A 25,341-nucleotide genomic window follows, 5' to 3' on the forward strand; every position below is an offset into this window, starting at 1 on the left:
CAGCAGGGCGCGGGCGCCGGCCACGGGGTCGTCCGAGCCGACCGTGTCGGCCAGCTCGCGGCGGTTCGGCTTGAGCACGTCGGCGCCGGCCTCGGCGGCGGCGAGCAGCGGCGTCCCGCTCGCGTCGATGACGCTCGGGACCCCGTGCCGCCGGGCGGCCGCCACCAGGTCGGCGTAGAAGCCCTCGGGGGCGCCGGGCGGGAGGCTGCCGGACCCGACGATCGCGGTGGCGGGCACGGCGAGGCGCACGACGGCCTCCCGCAGCGCAGTCCACTCGGCGGGTGAGAGCTCGCCGCCGGTCTCGTTGAAGATCGTCGCGACGCCGGAGCCCTCGTCCACGATCGCGACACTGCTGCGGGTCGGCGCGGCCACGGGGATCAGCTCGGACGGCAGCCCGCTCGCCTCCAGGTCGTCGGCCAGGCGGAGCCCGGATGCGCCGCCCGCGGTGGTCAGCACGAACGACGCGCCACCGGTCTGCGCGATCACGCGGGCCACGTTGAGACCCTTGCCGCCCGCCCGCACCGCGGGAGGCGCGACCCGATGCGTCTCGCCGGGCTGCAGCGCGGCGACCCGGTAGGTGAGGTCGATCGCCGGATTCGGGGTGACGGTGAGGATCATCGCGCGGCCCTCGCGACGCCGGCGGCGGCCGGAGCGGACAGGATGTCCCGCGCCCGCAGCGCCGCGCCGATCACGCCGGCGTTCTCGCCGATGCGCGCCGGGATCAGCGCGGGCCGCCGGTGGAAGGTGAGGATGCCGTCGAGCCGCTGGGCCAGCGGCACGAACAGCTCGTCCCCGGCCTGGGCCAGGCCGCCGCCGATCACGACGGCCTCCGGGGCGAGCAGTGCGACGGTGTGCGAGAGGTCGAGCGCGAGCGCGTCCAGCGCGGAGTCCCAGATCCGCCGGGCGGCCGGATCGCCGGAGCGGGCGCGCTCGAGCACCTCCTTCGCTCCGGCGACCGGGACGCCGCTGATCGCGGTGTACCGGCGGGCGATCGCCGCGGCGGAGGCCACGGCCTCCAGGCAGCCGCGGCCCCCGCAGGCGCACTCCGGGCCGTCGGCGACGCGGGAGTGGCCCATCTCCCCGGCCATCCCGCCACCGGTGAACAGGGCGCCGTCGATGAAGATCGCCCCCGCGATCCCGGTGCCGATCGCCATCACCACGACGTCGCGGAAGCCGGCGGCGGCGCCCAGCCGGTACTCGGCTTCGCCCGCGGCCCGCACGTCGTGGCTGAACGACACCGGAAGCCCGTAGGCCGCGGTCGCCAGGTCGCGGAAGGGAACGTCGCGCCAGCCGAGATTCTCGGAGAACACGCCGACCCCGGTCTCCTCGTCCACGTGCCCCGGGACGACGAGCCCGGCCGCAGTGGGGACGACCTCGGGATGCGCGCTCCGGAATCCGGCCGCGAGCTCGGCCGTCGCAGCGACGACCGCCTCGCCCGTGCGCTCGCCGTCGAGGGGCGTCGGCCGGCGGGTCAGCGCGACGATCCGGCCGTCGGAGTCCACCAGGGCGGCTTTGAGATCGGTGCCGCCGACATCGAAGGCGAGCACCGGGGCGCCGGCGCCGAGCCCTGCTCCGGCGCCGAGCCCGACGCCCTCGTCGGCTGGGGCGGCCTTCTCGTTCACGGCGCCAGGATGACAGAACGGGTCAGGTTGCGGGGACGGTCGGGGTCGAGACCCGCGCGGCGTGCCCGCTCCAGTGCAACGCGCTGGGCGCGCACCAGGTCGGCGAGGCCGTCGATCGGGGCGTCCTCGAAGCGTGCGCCGGTGGCGGCGACATCCTGGGCGAGCCCCGTGGGGGAGTCGCCCAGCATCCAGGTGACGCGTCCGGGCGCGGCGATCGCGATCGGGCCGTGCCGGTACTCCTTCGCCGGGTACGACTCGGTCCAGGACTGCGACGCCTCGCGCATCTTGAGGGCCGCCTCGTGCGCCAGGCCGACGGTCCAGCCGGAGCCGAGGAAGCTGTACTGGTCGGCCGAGACGAGCGCGTCGTCCAGCTCCTCGTCGACCGCGGCCGCGGCCTGCTCGATCGCGTGGCCGAGGTCGTGTCCGAGGGAGGCCCGCATCAGCGCGAGCGCCGTGGTCGCGAACCGCGTCTGCACGACGGAGGTCTCGTCGGCGAACGCCAGCAGCACCGCGTCGTCCACCAGCCCGAGCAGCGGGGTCTCCGGCGCGCCGACGACCGCGATGGTGCGCGGTCGCCGCGAGCGGCCACGGAGGCCGTCGATCAGCTCGATGACCTCGGTGGTCGTGCCGGAGCGGCTGAGCGCGACGATCGCGTCGTAGTCGCGGTCCACGGCCGCCTCGGAGGCCGCGTAGGCGTCGGTGACGCCGTGGCCGGCCGCTTCGCGCAGCACCGCGTACGACTGTGCCATGAACCAGGAGGTGCCGCAGCCGACGACCGCGACGCGCTCCCCGGAGGCGGGCAAGAGCGCCTGTTCGGCGCGGAGGGAGGCGGCACGGGCCCAGGTCTCCGGCTGCGACCGCAGTTCGGCCTCCATGTGCGCTCCCGGGGGGATGTCCGTCACTGCTCGCTCCTGTCGTTCGGCCTGTTCCAGCACGATTCGGTCAGGACAATGATTGCTTATGAGTGTTAGGTCTGTCTACTGATCACTTTCAATCGTTCAGACCACAATGCGGCCGGATCCTCGGCGTCTGTGTAAATCCCATGTAACGATCTGGCCCGGGTTCCTTGACGTGAACCCGGAATGTGCGCAATCATTCGAGCATCAATTGAGTGCATGTGATCGTTTGCACGCAGAATAGATCACTAAGCATCATCCAGATACGCATCGTCGCGCACCTGCAGCATCTTTCAGCGACGGTCCGGGATCCTTATCGAGAGTGAGGAAAGTCGATGAAGAAGTCTCTGCGGTGGGGAGCCGCTGTCGCCTCTGCGACGGTCGCGACCCTGACGCTCGCATCCTGCGGCTTCAGCGGGGGATCGGGCGGTTCGGCCGGCGGAAGCAGCGAGCTCAACCTGATGGTCGCCAGCTACTCGGACAACACCAAGGCCGAGTGGCAGCAGATCATCAAGGACTTCGAGGCCGCCAACAAGGGCATCACAGTCAACCTCGACGTCGAGTCGTGGACCGACATCAACAACGTCATCAAGACCCGCATCCAGGCCGGCAAGCAGCCGGACATCCTGAACATCGACGCGTTCGCCGGCTTCGCCGCCGACGACCTGCTCTACCCGGCGAAGGACGTCGTCTCGGCCAAGACGCTCGACGACTTCCAGCCGGCGTTCAACAAGAACGCGAGCATCGACGGCACCCAGTGGGGCCTCCCGTTCATCGCCTCCGCACGCGCCCTGTTCTACAACAAGGACGACTTCGCCAAGGCCGGGATCGCCGAGCCGCCGAAGACCTGGGCCGACTTCGAGGCCGACGCCGCCAAGCTGAAGGCCGCCGGCGTCACGCCGTACGGCATGCCGCTCGGCTCCGAGGAGGCCCAGGCCGAGACCGCGATCTGGTTCTACGGCGCGGGCGGCGGCTACGGCGACGCCAAGACGCTGACGATCGACAGCGCCGAGAACGTCACCGGCGCCACCGAGATGCAGAAGATCATCAACCAGGGCTTCACGGAGGCGAACCCCGGTTCGACCAACCGCACGCCGCTGATGAACGTCTTCATCCAGGGCCAGCTCGGCATGCAGATCGGCCTGCCGCCGATCGTCGGCCAGATCAAGGACAAGAACCCGTCGCTCAAGTACGGGATCGCGCCCATCCCGACCAAGGACGGCTCCGCCTTCACGCTGGGCGTCGCCGACCACCTGATGGCGTTCAAGGGCAAGACGGACAAGAAGGACTCGATCAAGAAGTTCCTCGACTACTTCTACACTCCGGCGGTCTACACCAAGTGGGTCGGCGAGGAGGGCTTCCTGCCCACCACGAAGTCCGGCGCGGACCAGATGGGCTCGGACGAGACCATCAAGCCGTTCCTGGACCTGCTGCCGAACGCCAAGTTCTACCCGTCGACGAACCCGAACTGGTCGGCCGCGCAGGGCGCCATCCAGAGCCAGATCGGGCAGCTCGGCCAGGGCGCCAACCCCTCCGACCTGCTCAAGGCCATCCAGTCGAAGGCTTCGGGCCAGTAGCACCGGCATGAGCTCGACGATCGAAACGACCACGACGGGGGCGGCCACCGGCCGTCCCCGCCGCGGGGCGCCGCGCGCCGGGCACGGTCACTCCACCACGCTGTGGAACGCCGTGCCGTGGACGCTGCCGGCGCTCATCCTCATCTTCGGCATCGTGCTGTTCCCCGCGGGCTACATGATCTTCAACTCGACGCGGAAGATCTCGGTCGCCGGCGTCGACCACGGATCGGTGGGCCTGCAGAACTACGTCACGGTGCTCTCGCGTCCGGAGATCCCGGGCATCCTCCTCAACACGTTCGTCTGGGTCGTGTCGGTCGTCGTCGTCACCGTGGTGATCTCGCTGGCGCTGGCGCAGTTCCTCGACAAGAACTTCCCCGGCCGGCGCTGGGTGCGGATGGCGATCATCGTCCCCTGGGCGGCGAGCGTCGTCATGACGACCACGGTCTTCGTCTACGGCCTCGACCCGTTCTACGGCATCATCAACAAGTTCCTGGTCGACATCCACGTGATCGCGCAGCCGTTCGGGTTCACCCGGGAACCGCTGCCCGCCTTCGTGTCGTCCATCGCCATCGCGGTGTTCGTGTCGCTACCGTTCACGACCTACACGATCCTGGCGGGACTCGCGGGCATCCCCGGCGACATGCTGGAGGCGGCGAAGGTCGACGGCGCGGGAGCCGTGCGCTCCTACTTCGGGGTGACGCTGCCCAACCTGCGCCCCGCGATCGCGCTGGCGAGCCTGATCAACATCATCAACGTCTTCAACTCCCTCCCGATCCTCAAGCTGATGACCGGCTCGATCCCCGGCTACAAGGCCGACACGACGACCACGTACGTGTTCAAGCTGCTCCAGAACGAGCAGCGCATCGACCTCTCCAGCGCGCTCAGCGTGATCAACTTCCTGATCGTGCTGGTCGTCGTGGCGCTCTACCTGTGGATCGTGAAGCCGATGAAGGAGGTCTCGTGACCGCCCCCGCGTCCGTCGCGCTCGCCGGAGCGCCCGCGACCGCCGCCGCGCCCCACCGCCGCCCACGCCCGGGCTTCTCGTGGCGCGTCGCCGGAAAGGTGATCGCCGGCGTCGTCATCGCGCTGGTGTTCATCGCGCCGTACCTGATCATGCTGGTGGGGTCGTTCAAGAGCAGGGACAACATCCTCGCCGTCCCGCCGACCTACCTGCCCACGCAGTGGCACCCTGAGAACTACCTCACCATGTGGTCCACCCCGGAGACCCCGCTGCCGCTCAACCTCATCTCGACCATCGTGATCTCGGTGTTCGCGACGCTGCTCGTGCTGGTGGTCTGCGTCCCGGCGGCGTACTACACGGCGCGCTTCCGCTTCCCGGGCCGCGGCGTGTTCCTCTTCCTGGTGATCGTGACGCAGATGCTGCAGCCGACGGTGCTCGCGACCGGTCTGTTCAAGGAGATGGTGGCGCTCGGGATCAACGACACCTGGCTGGCGATGATCCTCGTCAACGCGGCGTTCAACCTGGCGTTCGCGATCTGGATCATGCACACGTTCTTCGCGGGAGTGCCCAAGGAGGTCGACGAGGCGGCGCAGCTCGACGGCGCCGGCAAGTGGACGGTGCTGCTGCGCGTCCAGCTGCCGTTGGTGTGGCCGGGGATCGTCACGGCGATCATCTACACGTTCGTCGCCTCGTGGAACGAGTTCGCGGCCAGCCTCGTGATCCTGTCCACGGACGCCAACCAGCCGCTGTCGGTGGCCCTCACGAAGTTCGTGGGGCAGTACGACGCCGCCTGGCAGTACGTCTTCGCGGTGTCGGTCGTCGCGGTCATCCCGGTGGTCATCCTGTTCGCGCTCATCGAGAAGCGACTGGTCGGCGGGCTGACGGCGGGCAGCGTCAAGTAGCGGGGAGCCTGCCGTTCCCGAGCCGCCCTCCTGAGCCGGGCGCCCGCGCGTGTGGCGCGACGCGGGCGCCCTGACCGCGCCGACTTCCACATCGTCCTCGCGGTGGATTCACCACTGCATCGGCGCGGAGTAGCATCGATCCCGATGACGGCCGGCACCACGAGTTCGCTGCACCCGGCGGATCCCGCTGGGCCCGCGACCGACGCCGCCCGCGTGCGGCTGTTCCGCTGGGACACCCCGTGGTGGGCCGGCGTCCTCGCCGTGTACGCGGCATCCCGCGTGGTCACGACACTGCTCATGCTCGCGCTCTACCTGGTGGCCGGTGCGCTGCACTGGGAGGGCGGCAGCCCGCAGGCGCATCCCACGTTCCTCGGCTTCGCCGGCACCTGGGACGCCTCGTACTACCGTGGCATCGTCGAACATGGCTACCCGGCGACGCTGCCGGTCGACTCGAACGGCGACGTCCAGCAGAACGAGTGGGCGTTCCTGCCGCTGTACCCGCTGATCGTGCGCGGTCTGATGACGGCGACCGGGCTCGGCTTCCCGGCGGCCGGGGTCCTGGTCGCGATGCTCTGCGGAGCCGCGGCCAGTCTCGTGCTGTACCGCCTCGTCGCCTCCCGCGTCGGTTCGGTCAGCGGGCTCTGGGCCGCGGTGTTCTTCTGCTTCGGCCCGCTGTCGTTCGTGCTGCAGATCGCCTACGCCGAGAGCCTGTTCTTCCTGCTGCTGTTCGCGGCACTGCTGGCGACGATGGCGAGGAGATACTGGACGGTCATCCCGTTCGGGGTCGCGGCCGCCTTCACCCGGCCCGGCGAGCTCGCCCTCCCGCTGACGCTGGGGATCGTCTACGTGATCCGCGCGCTGCGGGCGCGACGCGGCGGCGAGGCTTTCGGAGTCCGCGAACGCGTCGCGATGATCGTCGCCGGTGCGGTGACGGCGGTCGCGGGCCTCGCGTGGCCGCTGATCGCCGCGACGGTCACCGGGACGCCCGGAGCCTACGTGGAGACGGAGCTGTCCTGGTGGACGGGCTTCATCGGCCGGGTCGCGTTCGTGCCGCTCACACCGTGGTTCCTGTTCACCTGGCGCTACGCGAGCGTCGCCGGCGCACTCCTCGTCGTGGCCGTGATCGGCGGCTACGCCTGGCTGCTCAGCAGGCCGAGCGTCCGCGCACTGGGCACCGAGGTGGTGGCCTACGCCGCCAGCTACGCCCTCTATCTGTTCGCCGTCTTCCTGCCCCAGCAGAGCCTCTTCCGCCTGCTCATCCCGCTGGCCCCGCTCGCCGGAGCGCCGGCGCTGACCCACAACCGGCGGGCGCGGACGATCGTGCTGGCCGCGGGGATCGCCCTCCAGCCGGTGGCGCTCGTCCTGCTCTGGTTCGTCGGCTATCCCTGAGCCGCCGCCCGGTCACGGCGCGAGCCTCAGGGCGATGGCGACGAGCTCCCCGCGGTTGGCCGCCGACGTCTTGCGCATCACCCTGCTGACGTGGCTTTCGACCGTGCGCACGCTGAGGACGAGCCGCGCCGCGATCTCCGGGTTGCTGAGGCCGCCGGCCACGAGCCGGGTGATCTCGCGCTCGCGCTCGGTCAGGGCGATCGGCGTCGAGAAGAATCCGCCGCCGCTACCATTGCCGCCGCCGCCGCCGCCACTGCCGCCGCCGCTGTCGATGTCGTCGCCGTCGGGGGCCCGCAGTGCCGCGGCCGGACCGGCCCGACCGGTCGTGGCCAGCCGCTCCGCGAGCGCAGGGAGGTCCACACCGTCCGGCGCCGCGCGCGCCTTGACGAAGGCGAGGTGGGCGTCGTGGAGCTCGGACTGCTGCGGCTCGACCAGCGCGTGCGCCTCCCGCAACATTCCCTCGTCGGGGGCGTGCTCGAGCGCGGTCAGGAGGGCGAGGGCCGCGGTGGGGAGCTCGCCGTGGCCTGCCAGGGTCGCGGCAAGCTCGCGGAGCATCGCGGCGGCGTCGTCGGGCCGGCCGCGACCCGCGGCGAGCTGCGCGTCGATCCAGTCCACTCCGGTGCGCAGCGCGGACGGCGTCGCTCCGTCCGAGGTCGGCGGCAGCCCGGCGGCGAGCTCGTCGCGGATGCGCTCGGCGCGGGAGGTGTCGCCGCGGCGCACGGCGATCACGGCGGTCAGGACCTGCAGCGCGACCTGCACGGCGGCGCCCGGGACCGCGGGCGCGCCGAGAGCCGACGCCGTCGTGAGCGCCTCGGCGGCGTCCTCGGGCCGGTCGGCGAGCAGATGGCACAGCGCGAGCGCCACGCTGTGATCGCGCACCGCCCCGGCGTCGAGCCGGTCGCGCGCCGACGCGGCGCCGCGTTCAGCCCAGGCGACGGCCTCCGAGTGCCGCCCTGCGCCCAGGAGGGCGTACGCGTGCGCGGCCGCTTCGCACGCGGGCACGGGCGCGCCGGGAACGGCGGAGAGGTGGTCGAGGAGCCCGATGGCGTCTTCGAAGCGACCGCAGCGGAGGGCGACCGCCCGAGCGGCCTCCAGCAGCCGTGACCGTACGGCGGACGGCAGGCCGGGATCGTCCCGCAGCCGCTCCTCCCGGACGTCCGGCTCCGCGCCGACCTCCACGGCGAGCATGACCGCCGCGGCGTCCGCCAGGCGCGCGAACGGGCCGAGCCCGGCGATCTCCTCGCGCAGTGCGGCGACCGCGGCGGCGAGCCCTTCGCCCGCCGCAAGCGACCGGCGGGCACGCAGCACGGCGAGCTCCGCCGTGTCGAGCGGATCGCCGGCCAGGCCGACCGACGCCGTCAGGACGGCGTCCAGGTCGTCGCCCGAGCCGGGGGTCATCCCGGTGTCCGCCATCAGGGCGCGTGCGAGGGCGAGAGCGGTGCCCGGAGACGGCGTGCTCTCCCACGCCGCTGTCGCGGCCTCGCGGCGGGCGTCGGCCGCCGCGTGCACGAACTGCACGAACGCGGCGTCCGTCGGCGGGGCGTCGACCTGCGCCCGATCGCGGAGGTGATCGGCGAGGACCGGGGGATCGAGCGCGATGAGCCTGCGGCCGCGGCGCCGGACCACGCGGAGGACGCCCGCCGCGGCCAGCCCGTCGAGGGCCGTGGGATCGACGAGCCCGCGCGTCGATCCGACATCCCCGACTCCCGCGACGGCGATCCGCTCGAGCGCGCCGCGCTCGGCCGGATCGAGCCCGGAGAGCTGGGCCTCGAGCGCGCCGCGGAGGGCTCTGCTCCACAGCTCTCCCGTCGCGCACCACGCGCCGGAGCGGAGGACCAGCCGCCGTTCCAGCACGGCGAGCTCGGCGAGGGCGAGCGCGAGGCCGACATTGCCGCCGCAGAGCGCGTACACGCGGCTCATCGCGCCCGCGTCGACCGGGTCGCCCAGCCGCTCGGCGAGGACCGACCGCAGCTCCTCGTAGCCGAGTGGCTCCAGCTCCACCACGTAGGCCGCGGACGACACCGCGTCCATGCGCGATCGGGTGCGCAGCAACGGCGTCCGGGTCGCACGGGACACGGCCTCGATCGCCCCGGTCGACGTGTCGTCGAGAAGATCGGCGTCGTCCACCAGCAGCGTGGCCGGCCCCGGTCCGAGCGTGGTCGACAGGGCGTCGATCACCTGTTGGAGCGGGGAGGCGGTGCGGCGCTCGGCGGTCGGCACCACGCCGAACCCGGCGGCGTGCAGGGCGGCGAGCGGGGTCGACCGCAGCGACCGGACGCCGTGCACGCGCAGGACCGTCCTGCGGGCGTCGACGGCTGACGACGCCAGGGCGTCGACCACGGTGGACCGCCCGCTGCGCCGCGGTCCGACCAGGTCGACATCGGCTTCGCTCGAGAACAGGAGCTCGCGCACGAGGGCGAGCACGCCGTCCCTGCTCGAGAGCGGGACGGGCCCCGTGGCGCGGGAATCGATCATCGGCGTGCTCCAGGTGGACGAGAACTCAACTGCTTGGCTCACGGTAATACGCAAGATGTCAGGCTGGACACGGAAAGCCTGCCGGTCTGCACGGAACGTCGGCCGATCCGCACGTAAGTCCGCGCATCGGCAGTGGCAGGTCGCCGCGCCGCCGACAACATGGGTCCGATGTCGAAAGGGAGTCCTGGGCCTATGAGCGCTCGATCGAGCCGCCGTGCGAAAGCGGCCGAGCCCGCGCGCGCCAAGCGCGTCGTGCTCCTGTCGCTCGGCGCCCTCGCACTCGTCGTGGTGGGCTGCACCGTGTGGGTGGGCGTGCGGCTGGCGATTTCCTACGGGCACGTCTCCACCGCTCGCGCCGAGGCGCGAGCGGCCGTCGCCGCCGTGTCGGCGGACCCGGCGTCGGCGAGCTCCCGAGCCGACCGGCTCGGCGCGCTGGGGCTCCGCCTCGACGACGCGAGGGAGCTGACAGGCGATGTCGTCTGGCGAGCCTCCGAGCACATCCCGTTCGCCGGAGCCAATCTCCGCTCGTACCGGCTCACCGTCGAAGCCCTCCACGAGACGGTCGCCGGCGGCCTGACTCCCGTCGTCGGCGACCTCGCCCGGCTCCAGGACGCCGTATCGCTCTCGGACCGCTCCGTCGACACCGGGACCGTCGCGAACTCGGCCGCGGCACTCCGCGCCGCGGAGCGCGCCCTCGACCGCGGCCGCAGCGCGCTGGACGAGGCGGCGTCGGGTCCCCTCGTCCCACCGCTCGCCGCCGGAGTCCGCGAGGCCGGGAGCCTGGTCGACGAGCTCCACGAGACCGTCTCCTCCCTGGCCGTCGCCGCGCGGGTGCTCCCCGATGCCATCGGCGCGGGCGGCGCGAAGAAATACGCTCTGCTCTTCAACAACAACGCCGAGCTGCGGACGACGGGCGGGATCGCCGGCGCGATCTCGGAACTGAACGCGGATCACGGGCGCATCGACCTGGGGCGCCAGCTGATCCCCGACCAGCTGAACCCGGCGGAAGGCGCCGGCCTCGCGGTCACGCCGCAGGAGCGGGCGCTCTACGGCGCCCGCCTCGGCGGGTACATCCAGAACGTCAACCTCACTCCCGACTTCGTCCGGAGCGGCGAGCTGACGGCGGCTCACTGGCGCGCAGCGCTCGGCGAGGACCTCGACGGCGTGGTGTCGATCGACACGGCGACGATCGGCCGGCTGCTCGCGGCGACCGGCCCGATCACCGTCGCCGGGCGCGAGCTGAACAGCGAGAACGCGTCGAGGGTCCTGCTGCGCGACGTCTACCTCGAGATCGGCACCCGCGAGCAGCAGGACGTCTTCTTCGGTGAACTCACCCGGGCGATGTTCGACCGGCTGTTCGGCGCGGGAACGCGCACCGTGCCCGTGCTGAAGGCGCTCGGGACCGCCGCAGAGGAGGGCAGGATCTCGCTCTGGTTCGCGGACCCCGCGTTGCAGCGCGAGATCGCCGACGGCCCGCTCGGGGGCCCGCTCGCCCGGCTGAGCGACGACGGAGCGCCCGTCGGCGTCTTTCTGGCCGACGGGACGGCCGGCAAGATGGACAGCTACCTCGAGGGCTCGATCACCGCGACCTGCGACACGGCGACGGCGACGGCAGCGCGCGGCGGAGCCTCCGCCCGGACGATCACAGCCACCGCGACGCTCGTATCCACGGCGCCCGCCGACATCGCGTCGTTCCCGTGGGTCGTGACCGGCCCGGGCGTGCCCGGCCTGCCGAGCGGGCACATCCGGACGATGGTCCAGTTCGCGTCGACCGACAGCCTGCGCCCCTCCCGGATGACGATCGACGGCGAACCCGTCACGCCGGTCACCCGCACGGTCGACGGACGCCCCGTCTCGATGGTGATGGTCGACCTCGCGCCGGGCGCCGTCTCGGTCGTCGTCGCCGAGTTCACCGCTCTTCGCACCCGATCGCCGACCGTCGACCGTGTCGTCGCAACCCCCACCGCCACCGAGTTCGAGCACTTCGCCGAACCCGGGACCTGTGGCTGACCGAACCGCACCGGTCGGCCCGTGCCATCCATCCCCCTACAAAGGAGAACCCATGAAGAAGAAACTGTTCGGCGGCCTCGTCGCCCTGGCGCTGGCCCTCGCGCCCGCGGCAGCCGCTCACGCGGACTACGTCAACCCGGGTGATTTGCACGGCGAGCTCGACAAGTACATTGTCGACCCCGGTGAGACGGTCACGTACACCGCCCCGGCGAGCACGTACGTCGCGAACGAGGACCTGACGCACACGCTCACCGGCGTGAACGGACACACGGCCACCACGGCCTCGCTGCGGACGGCTCCGTCGGACCACACGTCCAAGCAGTTCTCTGCGGCGTCTGCGGACGACGGCGCGCACACCTTCGCCTTCGTGATTCCGACCCAGGCGGGCGCGGACTACGTCTTCCAGATCCACCGGGCCGATGGCACGCTCTGGGAGACCTTCGACATCACGGTCGCGAACCCGACCGATGGCGGACCGGATGACGGGAACGGCGGGAACGGCGGCTCCGGCGGTGACAACGGCGCGGCCGGCGCCGGCAATAACGCGACCGGTGGCAACGGCGGCACGGGCGGCCTCGCGATGACGGGTTCGGACATCGCGGTCGCCGGCATCGCGGGCTCGGCCGCGCTCCTGGTGGGTGCGGGCGTCGTCCTGATGCTGGTCCGTCGTCGTCGCCGCAGCGAGGAGACCGCTGCCGCGTGACGATCGCGGTCCGGCGAGCGTGACGCTCGCTGAACCACGGAGCCGGTGACCCCGCGGGGTCACCGGCTCCTTTCGTCGTCGGCCGCCGTCGACCCGCTCAGCGCGTCGCGCCCTGCGGCCACGGCACCCCGGCCACGCGGCGGTAGGCGGTTCCGAGCGCGTCCCAGTGCTCGGCGAGCCGCGCGACCCTGGTCGCGAACGCGTCGAAGTCGCGCGCCGACACCACGGGTTCCGTGTCCTCGGGCGCCGCCGACCAGCCGATCTCCGCGACGGCCGCGAGCCGCGGGAACGTCATCCGCTCGGCCTCCTCGATCGTCGCGACGGTCTCGGTCCACAGCGGCGCCTCCACGCCGAGGATGTGCGCGTCGCCCAGCCCGGGGACGATCCGTGCCGGGTCCCACTCGTACGCGGTGCGGAGGGTCGTCGGGCCGTCGGCCCAGTCCTGGCCGATCGCATCGCCCGCCTCGTACACGATGTCCAGGTACGCGACGTCGGCCGGCGACATGATGACCGCGCCACCGGCGCGGACGAACGCGAGCGTCTCCTCGGCCGCGTCGTCGCGGGGAGTGCGGAACGACCAGTACTGGCCGACCGTCCCCTCCGGGAGCCCGGCCGCCCGACCCATCTCGTGCCAGCCCACCGGGACCTTGCCGGCGTCCGCGACGATCGCCGCGGCCCGCCGCACGAAGGCCTGGAAGTCGGCCTCCGGCGTGCTGAGGCTCTCGTCGCCCCCGATGTGCAGGTACGGGCCGGGGGTCAGGGCCGCGACCTCCCGCACGACGTCACGCACGAACCGGTCGGTGACGGCGTCCCCGGTCTGGAGGGTGCTGAAGCCGACCGCGGATCCGGTGTAGAGCGCGGGAGCGACGCCGTCCGGATTGAGCTCGGGGTATGAGGCGAGTGCCGCATTCGTGTGGCCCGGCATGTCGATCTCGGGCACGATCGTGACGTGCCGCTCGGCCGCGTAGGCGACGAGCTCTCGGTAGTCGTCGGCGGTGTAGTGGCCGCCCCTGCTGCCGTCGCTGCCCGTCGACCCGCCGATCCGGGTCAGCTCCGGCCAGGAGGCGATCTCGATGCGCCAGCCCTGGTCGTCGGTCAGGTGCAGATGCAGGTGGTTGATCTTGAGCAGGACGATCGCGTCGATGAACCGCTTGACATCCGGCACGGGGAAGAAGTGGCGCGCGACATCCAGCATCGCGCCGCGGTAGGCGAAGCGCGGGTGGTCGGTGATCCGGGCGGCGTCGACCGTCAGGGGATCGTCGCCGCACTCCGCGGGGACGAGCTGGCGCAGGGTCTGCACGCCCCAGAATGCGCCGGCGGCCGTCGCCGCGCCGATCCGCACTCCCTCGGCAGCGACCTCCAGCGTGTAGCCCTCGGCGGGATGCCCGGCCGGCCCTTCGTCGTCCGCGATCACGATGGCGACGTCGCCGAACGCGGGAGGCTCGTGGACGACGGCGAGCTCGCGGTGGCAGTCCGTGGCGAGCTCGGCGCGCAGCAGGCGGCCGACGGCGTCCGCACCGGGCCCTGCGACGATGATCCTGGCTCCCGGAAGGAGCGTGAAGGGCGTGTCGCCCGTGTTCTCGAGCTGGGCAGGGCGCGGCACGACCACGGATGCTCCTCACCACGTCAGGGGATTCTCGGGCTCGGCCGGCGCTGCCCACCCGCGGGACGACCATCAGCGAGTATCGCAGGCCTCCTAACTAATGAGCAAGGTCTCCAGCGGATGAGCACGGGCCGCATCCGCGCCGCTTTGCTATGCTTGCTCACGTCGCGACTGGCGCTCAGATGGTCACCATCGGGGAGCGACGACGGTTACCTCGAACGAACGGATGGATTCGGCCGCGCGCCTGGGTCGATGCACAGAGATTGTCCATCCCTGCTTTCAAGGAGCCGATTGTGACCGACACCCTTCCGTCCACCTTCACCGCCCCATTGGCGGAAGTCGATCCCGAGATCGCGGAGGTGCTGCAGCTCGAGCTCGGCCGTCAGCGCGACTATCTCGAGATGATCGCCTCGGAGAACTTCGTCCCGCGCGCCGTGCTCGAGGCCGTCGGCTCCGTGCTGACGAACAAGTACGCCGAGGGCTACCCGGGCCGCCGCTACTACGGCGGCTGCGAGTACGTCGACATCGCCGAGCAGCTGGCCATCGACCGGGCGAAGAGCCTGTTCGGCGCCGAGTACGCCAACGTCCAGCCGCACTCCGGCGCGTCCGCGAACGCGGCTGTGCTCTCGGCCATCGCCACCCCGGGCGACACCATCCTCGGGCTCGAGCTCTCCCACGGCGGCCACCTGACCCACGGCATGAAGCTCAACTTCTCCGGCAAGCTCTACAACGCGGTCGCCTACGGCGTCGACCCGGAGTCCTTCACCGTCGACATGAACGTCGTGCGCGACAAGGCCCTCGAGCACAAGCCGCAGGTCATCATCGCCGGCTGGTCGGCCTACCCCCGCCAGCTCGACTTCGCCGCCTTCCGCGAGATCGCGGACGAGGTGGGCGCCAAGCTCTGGGTGGACATGGCGCACTTCGCCGGCCTCGTCGCAGCCGGTCTGCACCCGTCGCCCGTGCCGCACGCCGACGTCGTCAGCTCGACCGTGCACAAGACCATCGGCGGCCCGCGTTCCGGCTTCATCGTCAGCCGTGACATGGAGCTCGCCAAGAAGCTCAACTCGAACGTCTTCCCCGGCCAGCAGGGCGGCCCGCTCATGCACGTGATCGCCGCCAAGGCGACCGCGTTCAAGCTCGCCGCGACCGCGGAGTTCAAGGACCGCCAGGAGCGCACCATCCGCGGCGCCAAGCTGCTCGCGGAGCGCCTGACGGCCGACGACTCGCGCGCGGCGGGCGTCGACGTGCTCACCGGCGGCACCGACGTGCACCTGGTGCTCGCCGACCTCCGCACCTCGGAGCTCGACGGCCAGCAGGCGGAGGACGTGCTGCACGAGGTCGGCATCACCGTGAACCGCAACGCCGTGCCGTTCGACCCGCGCCCGCCGATGGTGACCTCCGGCCTCCGCATCGGTACGCCGGCGCTCGCGACTCGCGGCTTCGGCGACACCGAGTTCACCGAGGTGGCCGACATCATCGCCCTGGCGCTGCGCCCCGGCGCCGACACGAAGGCGCTCCGCGCCCGAGTGGACGCCCTCACCGCCGCCTTCCCCCTCTACCCCGGCCTCACCCCCTCCGGCCAGGACGCCTTCCCCGTAGAACTCCCGTCCTCGATATAGCTCACCCACTCCATCCGTTCCGGAGTTGTGCACGGGGCGAGGCGGCGTGTCGCGTGCACAACTCAGGAACTGATGGATGGAGGCTGGTGTGACGGCGAAGTTTTTGGATGGCAAGGCTACGGCTGGGGAGATCAAGGCGGAGCTCAAGGAGCGCGTGAGCGCTCTGCGAGAGCGCGGGGTCGTGCCGGGGCTCGGGACGATCCTGGTCGGGGACGACCCGGGGTCGCAGTGGTACGTCGCGGGGAAGCACCGCGACTGCGCGGAGGTCGGCATCGCCTCCATCCGCCGTGACCTGCCCGCGGAGATCTCGCAGGCCGAGCTCGAGGCCGTGGTCGAGGAGCTCAACGACGACCCGGACTGCACCGGGTTCATCGTCCAGCTCCCGCTCCCGCCGCACATCGACACCGACGCGATCCTGGAGCTGGTCGACCCCGCCAAGGACGCCGACGGCCTCCACCCGACGAACCTGGGCCGCCTGGTCATCAACGTCAACCGGCCGATCACGACCCCGCTGCCCTGCACCCCGCGCGGCGTGATCGAGCTGATGCTGCGGCACGGGATCGAGCTGAACGGCAAGCATGTCGTGGTCGTCGGCCGCGGCGTCACGGTGGGCCGCGCGATCGGCTCGCTGCTCACCCGCCGCGAGTACAACGCGACGGTGACGCTCACGCACACGGGCACCGTCGACCTGGACGGCATCCTGCGCAGCGCCGACGTGATCGTCGCCGCCGCGGGTGTCGCCGGCCTGGTGACCGCCGACAACGTCAAGCCGGGCGCGATCGTCCTCGACGTGGGCGTCAGCCGCGTGGAGGACCCGGTGACCGGCAAGAGCAAGGTCGCCGGCGATGTCGCGGACGACGTGGCAGAGGTCGCCGCGTGGGTGTCCCCGAACCCGGGCGGTGTCGGCCCGATGACGCGCGCGCTGCTGCTGCAGAATGTCGTCGAGTCGGCGGAGCGGGCGCTGGCGTGACCGACGCCGAGCGCACGCACCCCGCCGTCGAGCGGGTGGAGGCCGCGCTGCTGGAGGCCGGGATCGAGCCGCGGGTGCGCTGGTTCGAGTCCGCGACACCGACCGCGGTGTCGGCCGCTGCCGAGCTGGGCGTCGAGGTCGGCGCCATCGCCAACTCCCTGGTCTTCACGATCGACGGCGAGCCGCTGCTCGTGATGACGTCGGGCGCGCACCGCGTCGACACCGCGTTCCTGGGTGAGCGGCTCGGCGGGCGCATCCGCCGCGCGGACGCCGAAACGGTGAAGGCGGCGACCGGCCAGACCATCGGCGGCGTCGCGCCCCTCGGGCATCCCGAGCGCCTCCGCACCGTCGTGGATGTCGCTCTCGCCGGCTATCCCGAGGTCTGGGCCGCCGCCGGCCACGCGCACACAGTCTTCCCGACGACGTTCGACGAGCTCGTGCGCATCACGGACGGCGAACCCGGTCCGGTCGAGCCCGCCCCCCACGAGTCCTGACCCCTCGGCGGTCTTCGTCAGGGGCGCGGGTGCTCGGTGACGCGCTGGAGGTAGGCCGCGGCGTTGCCGAGGATGCCGGCGCGCTCCTCGTCGGTGAGTTCGCGGCGGACCTTGCCGGGCACGCCGGCGACCAGCGAGCCGGGCGGGATGACGGCGCCCTCCAGCACGACCGTCCCGGCAGCGAGCAGCGAGCCCGCCCCCACGACGGCGCCGTTGAGGACCGTCGCGTGCATCCCGACCAGCACGCCGTCCTCGATCGTGCAGCCGTGCAGCACGGCGTTGTGGCCGACCGAGACGTCCGCGCCGATGGTGAGTGGGAAGCCATCGTCGACGTGGCACGACACGTTGTCCTGGAGGTTGCTGCGCTCCCCGAGGACGATGTCCTCCACCTCGGCCCGCAGCACGGCGTTGTACCAGACGCTCGAGCCGGCGAGCAGCCGCACCCGTCCCGCGAGGACGGCGCCGGCGGCGACGAACGCGTCGTCGGCGACGCTGGGGGTGGAACCGTCTGCAAGCGTGATTATCGTCATGCCCACCACCTTAGAGGGGCCGCTCGCACCCGTCGGCTCCCCAGCTCAGTCGGCGGCGACCACGAACCGCTTGCGCACGACCCGCTCGCCGGGCTCGCCGCGGAACTCGTCCAGCGCCGAGAGCACCCGGTCGAGGACGCGCGGAGGCAGCGGGAGGGGGAGCTCGTCGGGCTGGTCGACCGTCCCGGGCGGGTAGATGACACCGGGCGTGTCCGACATCTCGACGTGCGCGCCGCGCAGCTCCCTGACCGGCGCGGTCGGGGCGTCCCGGAAGCGGATCAGGCGCTGGATCGTCGCGCGGTACTGCGGGAGATCGCGCACGTACAGGTGCCCGGGCAGCACAGTGTCGCCGCTGAACAGGATGCCGGTCTCCCGGTCGAAGAACGCCACCGCCGACGGTTCGTGGCCGGGGCCGCCGATGACGTCGACGGTGCGCCGGCCGAGCTCGAAGGCGACCGTCTCGTCCGGCCACGACCGGAAGCCGAAGAACGCGATCACCTGGGCGGGCGTCGTCCCGACCAGCGTGGTGCCCGGCCGGTCGGCCAGCAGCGGGTCGCCGGCGAGGTGATCGCGGTGCGCGTGGCTGTGTGCGACGACGAGCGGATAGGGCCGCGTGAAGACGACGCGGTTGCGGCGCAGCCACTCGTCGGTCAGCCGGTCGATCGTCGCGCGGAGCGGGAAGACCGTCTCGTCGTTCGTCGCGCCCGTGTCGATGAGGAGGGCGCGCTCCCGCCCGAAGAGCAGGAACAGGAACGGCGCCTCCCAGTGCGACGTCTTCGGCTGCCGGATCTGGACGGTGTCAGGACTCAGCCAGGTGATCTCCGGTTCGCTCATCGTCCTATTCTGGCGGGGACCGGTGACGAACGGATGAACGCGGCGATCAGCTCTCCCGCTGAGCCCCCTGGGAGGCGTTGACCGTGAACAGCTCCGGCGAGCCGAAACCGTGTTCGGCGAAGGCGCCGTCGAGCGCGACCTGCACCCGGCTGAGCGCCTCGAGCGGCACGAGCGCGATCGCCGAGCCGCCGAAGCCGCCGCCGGTCATCCGCGCGCCGATCGCGCCGTTGGCCTGCGCGGTCTCGACCGCGAGGTCGAGTTCCGGCACCGAGATCTCGAAGTCGTCGCGCATGGAGACGTGGGAGGCATCGAGCAGGTCGCCGATGGCCGCCGGTCCGCTCTCGCGGAGGACGCGGACGGTGTCCAGCACGCGCTGGTCCTCGGTCACGACGTGCCGCACCCGGCGGAAGGTCACGTCGTCCAGGAGCTCGCGGGCGCGCGGGAGGTCGGCCACGCTCACGTCGCGCAGCGACTCGACGCCGAGGGCCTTCGCCCCGGCCTCGCACGAAGCCCGGCGCTCGGCGTAGCCGCCGGTCGCGTGCGCGTGGGTGACGCCGGTGTCCACGATGAGGACGGCGAGGCCGGCCTCGTCGAGCCCGAGCGGCACGATCTGCGACTCGAGCGAGCGGCAGTCGAGGAAGACGGCGGCGTCCTGCTCGCCGAGCAGGGAGGCGGACTGGTCCATGATGCCGGTCGGCGCGCCGACGACGATGTTCTCGCTGCGCTGGCCGACGCGGGCGAGCGTCTGGCGGTCGAGCCCCAGCCTCCACACGTCGTTCAGCGCCAGGGCGGTCGCGCCCTCGATCGCCGCGGACGACGACAGGCCGGCGCCGACCGGGACGTTGGAGTCGAGCAGGAGGTCGAAGCCGGGCACGGCCGCCAGGTCGGCGCCGAACTCGCCGAGCGCCCAGGCGACGCCGAGCGGGTAGGCCGACCAGCCGTCCAGCGTCTCGGGGGAGAGCCGGTCGAGGTCGATCTCCACCAGCTCGTCGGCGAAGGTGCTCCCGACGCGGACCGTCCGGTCGTCGCGCAGCGCGAGCGCGGCGACCGTGCGCCGGTTGATCGCGAACGGCAGCACGAAGCCGAGGTTGTAGTCGGTGTGCTCGCCGATGAGGTTGACGCGTCCCGGGCTCGACCAGACGCCGTCGGGTTCGCGGCCGAAGATCGTGACGAAGTCGTCGCGGACGCCGGTGCGCAGGTCGGTCATGCGGGGATCTTTCCTTCGGTGGCGGGGATGGAGGTGGAGTCCGGGGCGGGCACGGTCACGAGCCCGCCGATGCCGGCGGGCAGCTCACCCACCGGGTTCTCCCGGTCGGCGCGGGCGACGGCCTCCCGGAGCGCGGCCGCGGCCTGCTCGGGCGGGATGTCGCCGATCCACGCGCCCATCGCGGACTCGGAGCCGGCCAGGAACTTCAGCTTATCCGCGCCACGGCGGGGGGAGGTCAGCTGCAGCATCAGCCGGATGTCGTCGCGGTGCGCGTCGACGGGGGCCTGGTGCCAGGCCGCGATGTAGGGCGTGGGCGAGTCGTAGAGCGCGTCCACCCCGCGCAGCACGCGCAGGTAGAGCGTGGCGAGCTCGTCGCGCTCGGCGTCCGAGGTCGCGGCCAGGTCGGGGATGTGCCGGTGCGGCAGCACGTGGATCTCGATCGGCCAGCGCGCGGCGAACGGCACGAACGCCGTCCAGTGCTCGCCGGCGAGGATGACGCGCTCCGATGCGCGCTCGCGCTCCAGGATGTCCGCGAACAGCGTCGGCCCGTAGTCCTCCAGCGAGCGGATCAGGGCCTGGGTGCGCGGCGTGATGTACGGGTAGGCGTAGATCTGCCCGTGCGGGTGGTGCAGGGTGACGCCGATGGCCTCCCCGCGGTTCTCGAACGGGAACACCTGGCGCACGTTCGGGAGGGCGGAGAGCGCCGCGGTGCGGTCCGCCCACGCCTCGATGACGGTGCGCGCCCTGGTCGGGGTGAGGCTGCCGAACGAGCCGGACGTCGCGGGGCTGAAGCACACCACCTCGCAGCGCCCGACGGAGGTGCGGGTGCGCTCCAGGCCGACGGCGGCGAGGTCGTCGGGGCCGGCCGGCTGATTCGCGTCCTCCAGCAGGGGACCGAACGACGGCGACTTGTTCTCGAAGACCGCGACGTCGTACACGCTCGGGATCTCGGAGGGGTTGCCCGGCGTGGCCGGAGCGAGCGGGTCGAGCTCGGCGGGCGGGAGCATCACGCGGTTCTGCCGGGCGGCGGCGATCGAGACCCAGTCGCCGGTCAGCGGATCCTGGCGCATCGTGGCCGTGGCCGGTCGCGGAGCGGGCTCGCGCAGGTCGGGCGCGCGCTCGGGGTCGAGTGCGGAGTCCGGGTCGTCGTAGTAGATGAGGTCGCGACCGTCGGACAGGCGGTGCGGGCGCTTCGTGATGGCGGCCATGCTTACCTTTCGTTTCCGAAAGCAAATCTACCCAGTAGCTTGCGTATTGACAAGTAAACGCAAGCGCTGGAGCATTGCCGGTATGAGCGAACCGCTGCCCGCCGCCCTCCGCCGCGAGAGGATGCTCGACCTGATCGGGCGCACCGGGTTCGTCCGCGTCGCCGAGCTGAGCGAGGCGTTCCAGGTCTCCGACGTCACCGTGCGCACGGACCTCGACGCGCTCGACGCCCAGCAGAGCATCCGCCGCGTCCACGGCGGGGCCGTGCTGCGCGGTGCGGGCATGCGGGAGGCGAGCTTCGAGGAGGCGCTGGCGTCGTCGGCCGAGGAGAAGCGGCGGATCGGCGCGGCCGCGGCGGCGCTCGTGGAGTCCGGCAGCAGCGTGCTGCTCGACGTCGGCACCACGACGGCCGCGATCGCGCGGTCCCTCGCCGATCGCGAAGACCTGGAGGACGTGACGGTCATCACCAACGGGCTCACGATCGCGCTGGAGCTGGAGCGCGCCATCCCGCGGTTCCAGGTGGTGGTGACGGGCGGCACGCTGCGCCCGCTGCAGCACTCCCTGGTCGAGCCGCTGGCCGCCGTCCTGCTCTCGCGGGTGCACGCCGACCTGGCGTTCATCGGCTGCACCGGCGTGGACCCGGCGGGCGGGATCACCAACGTCAACCTCCCGGAGGCCGACCTCAAACGGGTCATGGTGGCCTCCTCCGGCCGCGCCCTGGTCGTCGCGGACGGCTCCAAGCTCGGCCGAACCCACGTCGGCCGCATCGCCGCGCTCGACGACGTGGCGGGCCTCATCACCGGCGAGTCCGCCGACCCGGCCGCGGTCGAATCGCTGCGGGATGCGGGCTTGCCTGTGACCATCGCCTGAGGCTTACGCTGTCTCCATGCGCGCACCGACCGGAGAACAGTACGAGCTCGAGTTCGGCGATCTGACCGCCACGATCACGCAGGTGGCGGCCGGCATCCGCACCCTCCGCTACGGGGGAGTGGACATCGTCGAACCCTTCCCGGCGGACTCCACGCCGCCCTCGGCCGACGGCATCGTGCTCATGCCGTGGCCGAACCGGGTGAAAGACGGTGTCTGGGAGCTGGACGGGGCGCCGCAGCGTCTCGCCATCACCGAGCCCTCGCTCGGAAACGCGTCGCACGGCCTGCTCCGGTATCGCCCGTACACGCTGGTCGAGCGGTCCGACTCGGCGGTGACCCAGGCGGCGACGATCTATCCGGAGGCCGGCTATCCGTTCCTCCTCGACACCGCGGTCACGCACGAGCTGGACACCGAGGGGCTGACCGTCACCCACAGTGTGACCAACAGCGGCGAGCGGAGTGCGCCCGTCGCGATCGGCGCGCACCCGTACCTCCGGATCGGGGACGTGTCGGCGACCCAGCTGACCCTGACCGTCCACGCCGGCACGCGGTTCGAGACCGACGACCGCCTGAACGTCACCGGAGAGACCCCGGTCGCGGGCACGGCGTACGACCTCTCCGGCGGCGGAGTCGTGGCCGACCTCGACCTCAACGACGGCTTCGGCGACCTCCGCGCGCCCGCAGAGCACGTGCTCGCCGCGGCGGACGGCCGCACGGTCACGCTCTGGGGCGACGCGTCGTTCGCCTACGTCCAGGTGTTCACCCACCGCGCCTTCGCGACGAAGGAGCCGGGGGAGGTCGCGCTCGCCGTGGAGCCGATGACGGCCCCGGCGAACGCGCTCAACACCGGTCAGGGCCTGCGCTGGGTGGAGCCCGGCGAGACGTGGACCGCGCAGTGGGGCATCCGGCCGCGCGGCTTCGCCTCCGACTCCTACCTGGCGAGCTGGGGGTAGAGGACGCGCACGTCCTGGTGGAGGACCGCCTTGACCTGCTGCGCGGTCTCGCCGACGATCGCCTCCGCGTCACCCGCGGCGACGGCGTCGAGCGCCTCGGCGACGACCTGCGTCGGCGGCACCTTGTAGCCGTCGGCGTGCGCGGCCATGTCGGTGTCGACCCAGCCGACGTGCACGCCGACCACCTGGATGCCCTGCGGCTCGAGCTCGACGCGGGCGGAGTTGCTCGCCGACCAGAGGGCTGCCTTGGTCGCGCTGTACGAGCCGATGGCGTACCAGCTGAGCGCGGAGTGCATGTTGACGATCGCGCCGCCGCCGTTCGCAGCGATGCCCGGTGCGAAGGCCCGGGTCGTGAGCACGGGGCCCCAGAAGTTGGTGTCGAACTCGCGGTGGGTCTCGGCGAGATCGCCGCTGACGAGCGACTGGTTCACGCTGATCCCGGCGTTGTTGACGAGCACGGTGACGTCGGGCGCGGCCTCCGCGGCCCGGCGGATGCTCTCGGCGTCGGTGACGTCCAGCTCGAGCGGGACAACGCGCGGGTCGGTCACGGTGACCGACTCGGGGCGGCGTGCCGCGGCGTAGACCTTCGTGGCGCCGCGGGCGAGGAGCTCGGCGACGAAGGCGGCGCCCAGGCCGCGGTTGGCGCCGGTGACGAGTGCGACGCGTCCGGTGAGATCTGTCATGATGACCCTCCAAAAGTAAACTGATCTGTTTCCGACAATGTACACAGATCGGTTTACTTGGTGCAAACCGAGCTCTAAGGTTGAGACATGACCACCACGACCGCGACGCGCCCCAAGCCCCGGGAGCGCGTGCTGGAGGCCGCAGCCCGGCTCTTCATCCGCGAAGGGGTGCACGCGGTCGGCGTCGACCGGCTGGCCCAGGAGGCCCAGGTCTCCAAGCGGTCCATCTACCAGCACTTCGAGAGCAAGGACGCCATCGTCGCCGACATGCTGCAGGAGTACGGCCCGCGCGTGGTCGCGGACTTCTTCGACCAGGGCGATGACGGACGGACTCCGCGGGAGCGGGCACTGCACGTCTACGACGTCCTCCATCGTGCCGCGGCGGCCGGCGACTACTTCGGCTGCCCGTTCGTGAACGTCGCCACCGAGCTGCGGGACAGGGAGCATCCGGCCGCGCAGGTCGCCCAGCGCTTCAAGGGCGAGCTGACCGAGTACTTCCAGCGCCAGGCGGAGGCCGCGGGGGCGGCGTCGCCCGAGGTCCTCGCGGTGCAGCTCACGCTCCTGTTCGACGGCGCGTCGGCGAGCGCCGCGCTGTGCGGCGGGACGCCGCTGGCGGCGCGGCTCGCCGCGGAGACGCTCTGGGACGCGGCGGTCAGCGCCGCCCGGTGAGCGTGCGCCGGCCGCCCGCCCGGTGGTCGGCGATCAGCCGCCGGCGACAGCGCTCGGCGCCGGTCAGGGCACGATCGACAGGAAGATGAACGCAGCGAAGACGATCAGGTGGATGCCGCCCTTGATGCGCGCCGCCTGCCCCGGCATGATCGTCAGGATGCTGATGACCACGGTCAGGATGAGCAGCACGATCTGACTCGACCCCAGCCCCAGGTGCAGCGGCCCCGGCAGCCAGATCGACGCGATCGCGATCGCCGGGATGGTGAGCCCGATGCTCGCGATCGCCGAGCCGAGCGCCAGGTTGAGGCTGGTCTGCATCCGGTTGCGGCGCGCGGCCTTCGACGCCGCGATGCCCTCCGGGAGCAGGACGAGAAGCGCGATGATGACGCCGACGAACGACTGCGGGAGGCCGATCCCGGTCACCGCGCGCTCGATCGGGGTGGACTCCAGCTTGGCGAGCCCGACCACCGCGACGAGGGCGACCAGCAGGAGGCCGACGCTGATCAGCGCCGTGCGGGTCGACGGCGCGTCGGCGTGGCTGTCCTCGGTGAGCGGCGTGCCCTTGGGGGAGACGGGGAGGAAGAAGTCCCGGTGCGCGAAGGTCTGCGTGAACACGAACATCGCGTAGAGCGCGACCGACGCGATCGCGGCGAACGCGAGCTGGCCGGGGGAGAACTCCGGGCCCGGCGTCGCCTCCGTGAATGTCGGCAGCACCATCGTGAGCGTCGCCATCGCCGTAACGGTACCCAGCGCAGCGCCGCTGCCCTGCGCGTTGAACGTGGTGGTCTCCCGGCGGCTGGCGCTGAGCAGCAGGCGGAGCCCCACGATGCCGTTCATCGTGATCATGACGGCGGAGAACACGGTGTCCCTGGCCAGGGTGGCGGAGTCCTTGCCCGTCGTCATCAGGGTCACGATGAGCGCCACCTCGATGATCGTGACCGCGACGGCGAGCACGAGCGACCCGAACGGCTCGCCCACGCGATGCGCCACGACCTCCGCGTGCTGGACGGCGGCGAGCACCGTCCCGGCCAGCACGACCCCGATCAGCGCGACGGCGACCGGCTGCAGCTCGACCGACCAGAACGCCACCAGGACGAGCACGCCGATGACGGGGACGACGACCGCCCAGAATCGTGCCAGCCAGGTCCCGAGCGCTCTCATGCCCCCAA

The 25,341-nt window shown here is 71.9% G+C and carries 23 protein-coding genes and 1 riboswitch; of the genes, 12 read left to right on the forward strand and 11 right to left on the reverse strand.

Features of this window, described 5'->3' with window-relative positions; translation table 11 throughout:
- The 3 genes from AC3A3H_RS11060 to AC3A3H_RS11070 all read right to left on the reverse strand — a co-directional run.
- Positions 1 to 618 (reverse strand): 1-phosphofructokinase family hexose kinase (locus tag AC3A3H_RS11060; RefSeq protein ID WP_487614615.1); only part of this gene is annotated, 618 nt, incomplete at its 3' end.
- Positions 615 to 1,547, reverse strand: coding sequence for an ROK family protein (locus tag AC3A3H_RS11065; RefSeq protein ID WP_487614658.1), 933 nt, complete (start codon positions 1,545 to 1,547; stop codon positions 615 to 617). The genes AC3A3H_RS11065 and AC3A3H_RS11060, both read right to left, overlap by 4 nt.
- Positions 1,548 to 1,618: 71 nt before the next feature.
- Entirely contained in the window at positions 1,619 to 2,524 is a 906-nt protein-coding gene (locus AC3A3H_RS11070; protein ID WP_487614616.1) for an SIS domain-containing protein, read from the reverse strand.
- Positions 2,525 to 2,853: 329 nt separating this feature from the next.
- Between AC3A3H_RS11070 and AC3A3H_RS11075 the strand changes: the two genes are divergently transcribed.
- The 4 genes from AC3A3H_RS11075 to AC3A3H_RS11090 all read left to right on the forward strand — a co-directional run bounded on the left by AC3A3H_RS11075 (position 2,854) and on the right by AC3A3H_RS11090 (position 7,347).
- Positions 2,854 to 4,095: an extracellular solute-binding protein gene (locus AC3A3H_RS11075; RefSeq protein WP_487614617.1), complete on the forward strand. Its 1,242-nt coding sequence runs from the start codon at positions 2,854 to 2,856 to the stop codon at positions 4,093 to 4,095.
- 7 nt (positions 4,096 to 4,102) lie between these two features.
- A complete protein-coding gene (locus AC3A3H_RS11080; RefSeq protein ID WP_487614618.1) occupies positions 4,103 to 5,059 on the forward strand; it encodes a carbohydrate ABC transporter permease in 957 nt (318 codons plus the stop codon).
- Entirely contained in the window at positions 5,056 to 5,958 is a 903-nt protein-coding gene (locus tag AC3A3H_RS11085) for a carbohydrate ABC transporter permease (protein ID WP_487614619.1), read from the forward strand. Before AC3A3H_RS11080 ends, AC3A3H_RS11085 begins: the two co-directional genes overlap by 4 nt.
- A 144-nt stretch (positions 5,959 to 6,102) precedes the next feature.
- Positions 6,103 to 7,347, forward strand: coding sequence for a hypothetical protein (locus AC3A3H_RS11090; protein WP_487614620.1), 1,245 nt, complete (start codon positions 6,103 to 6,105; stop codon positions 7,345 to 7,347).
- Positions 7,348 to 7,359: 12 nt separating this feature from the next.
- On the opposite strand, the gene AC3A3H_RS11095 is transcribed toward AC3A3H_RS11090, so the two are convergent.
- The gene (locus AC3A3H_RS11095) at positions 7,360 to 9,864 is read right to left on the reverse strand and encodes a LuxR C-terminal-related transcriptional regulator (protein WP_487614621.1); all 2,505 of its coding nucleotides are present in this window, start codon (positions 9,862 to 9,864) and stop codon (positions 7,360 to 7,362) included.
- 150 nt (positions 9,865 to 10,014) lie between these two features.
- Here AC3A3H_RS11095 and AC3A3H_RS11100 point away from each other — a divergent pair, with 150 nt between their 5' ends.
- A complete protein-coding gene (locus AC3A3H_RS11100; RefSeq protein WP_487614622.1) occupies positions 10,015 to 11,832 on the forward strand; it encodes a DUF4012 domain-containing protein in 1,818 nt (605 codons plus the stop codon).
- 52 nt (positions 11,833 to 11,884) lie between these two features.
- Complete coding sequence (locus AC3A3H_RS11105) at positions 11,885 to 12,535, forward strand: hypothetical protein (RefSeq protein WP_487614623.1); 651 nt, start codon at positions 11,885 to 11,887, stop codon at positions 12,533 to 12,535.
- Between the two features lie 97 nt (positions 12,536 to 12,632).
- Here the strand turns inward: AC3A3H_RS11105 and AC3A3H_RS11110 are convergent, their stop codons facing one another.
- Positions 12,633 to 14,144, reverse strand: a complete 1,512-nt coding sequence (locus AC3A3H_RS11110) for a beta-N-acetylhexosaminidase (protein WP_487614624.1) — start codon at positions 14,142 to 14,144, stop codon at positions 12,633 to 12,635.
- A gap of 151 nt (positions 14,145 to 14,295) precedes the next feature.
- Positions 14,296 to 14,395, forward strand: a riboswitch (ZMP/ZTP riboswitch).
- Positions 14,396 to 14,431: 36 nt separating this feature from the next.
- Here AC3A3H_RS11110 and glyA point away from each other — a divergent pair.
- From glyA to AC3A3H_RS11125, 3 genes are all read left to right on the forward strand, one after another.
- Positions 14,432 to 15,757 (forward strand): serine hydroxymethyltransferase, encoded by a 1,326-nt coding sequence (gene glyA, locus AC3A3H_RS11115; protein WP_487614625.1) that lies wholly within the window; start codon positions 14,432 to 14,434, stop codon positions 15,755 to 15,757.
- Positions 15,758 to 15,845: 88 nt separating this feature from the next.
- On the forward strand, positions 15,846 to 16,727 hold the full coding sequence (locus AC3A3H_RS11120) for a bifunctional methylenetetrahydrofolate dehydrogenase/methenyltetrahydrofolate cyclohydrolase (protein WP_487614626.1): 882 nt from the start codon (positions 15,846 to 15,848) through the stop codon (positions 16,725 to 16,727).
- The gene (locus AC3A3H_RS11125; RefSeq protein ID WP_487614627.1) at positions 16,724 to 17,221 is read left to right on the forward strand and encodes a YbaK/EbsC family protein; all 498 of its coding nucleotides are present in this window, start codon (positions 16,724 to 16,726) and stop codon (positions 17,219 to 17,221) included. The genes AC3A3H_RS11120 and AC3A3H_RS11125 overlap by 4 nt, the downstream gene beginning before the upstream one ends.
- 17 nt (positions 17,222 to 17,238) lie before the next feature.
- Here AC3A3H_RS11125 and AC3A3H_RS11130 read toward each other — a convergent pair whose 3' ends face one another.
- The 4 genes from AC3A3H_RS11130 to galT are packed head-to-tail and all read right to left on the reverse strand — an operon-like array spanning position 17,239 to position 21,000.
- Positions 17,239 to 17,751, reverse strand: a complete 513-nt coding sequence (locus AC3A3H_RS11130; protein WP_487614628.1) for a gamma carbonic anhydrase family protein — start codon at positions 17,749 to 17,751, stop codon at positions 17,239 to 17,241.
- Between the two features lie 45 nt (positions 17,752 to 17,796).
- The gene (locus AC3A3H_RS11135; RefSeq protein WP_487614629.1) at positions 17,797 to 18,585 is read right to left on the reverse strand and encodes an MBL fold metallo-hydrolase; all 789 of its coding nucleotides are present in this window, start codon (positions 18,583 to 18,585) and stop codon (positions 17,797 to 17,799) included.
- A 46-nt stretch (positions 18,586 to 18,631) separates the two neighbouring features.
- Complete coding sequence (gene galK / locus AC3A3H_RS11140; RefSeq protein WP_487614630.1) at positions 18,632 to 19,792, reverse strand: galactokinase; 1,161 nt, start codon at positions 19,790 to 19,792, stop codon at positions 18,632 to 18,634.
- Complete coding sequence (galT, locus tag AC3A3H_RS11145; protein WP_487614631.1) at positions 19,789 to 21,000, reverse strand: galactose-1-phosphate uridylyltransferase; 1,212 nt, start codon at positions 20,998 to 21,000, stop codon at positions 19,789 to 19,791. Before galT ends, galK begins: the two co-directional genes overlap by 4 nt.
- An 82-nt stretch (positions 21,001 to 21,082) precedes the next feature.
- Between galT and AC3A3H_RS11150 the strand changes: the two genes are divergently transcribed.
- Positions 21,083 to 21,868, forward strand: coding sequence for a DeoR/GlpR family DNA-binding transcription regulator (locus AC3A3H_RS11150; RefSeq protein WP_487614632.1), 786 nt, complete (start codon positions 21,083 to 21,085; stop codon positions 21,866 to 21,868).
- 16 nt (positions 21,869 to 21,884) lie between these two features.
- A complete protein-coding gene (locus tag AC3A3H_RS11155) occupies positions 21,885 to 22,820 on the forward strand; it encodes an aldose 1-epimerase family protein (RefSeq protein WP_487614633.1) in 936 nt (311 codons plus the stop codon).
- Here the strand turns inward: AC3A3H_RS11155 and AC3A3H_RS11160 are convergent.
- A complete protein-coding gene (locus AC3A3H_RS11160; RefSeq protein ID WP_487614634.1) occupies positions 22,799 to 23,503 on the reverse strand; it encodes an SDR family oxidoreductase in 705 nt (234 codons plus the stop codon). The two genes, AC3A3H_RS11155 and AC3A3H_RS11160, sit on opposite strands and share 22 nt — an antisense overlap.
- An 87-nt stretch (positions 23,504 to 23,590) precedes the next feature.
- On the opposite strand from AC3A3H_RS11160, the gene AC3A3H_RS11165 reads away from it, so the two are divergent.
- Entirely contained in the window at positions 23,591 to 24,172 is a 582-nt protein-coding gene (locus AC3A3H_RS11165; protein ID WP_487614635.1) for a TetR/AcrR family transcriptional regulator, read from the forward strand.
- A gap of 63 nt (positions 24,173 to 24,235) precedes the next feature.
- Here the strand turns inward: AC3A3H_RS11165 and AC3A3H_RS11170 are convergent, their stop codons facing one another.
- A complete protein-coding gene (locus AC3A3H_RS11170; protein ID WP_487614636.1) occupies positions 24,236 to 25,333 on the reverse strand; it encodes a calcium:cation antiporter in 1,098 nt (365 codons plus the stop codon).
- Positions 25,334 to 25,341: the final 8 nt, after the last annotated feature.

The organism is Leifsonia sp. Soil_N53 (genome assembly GCF_057655165.1).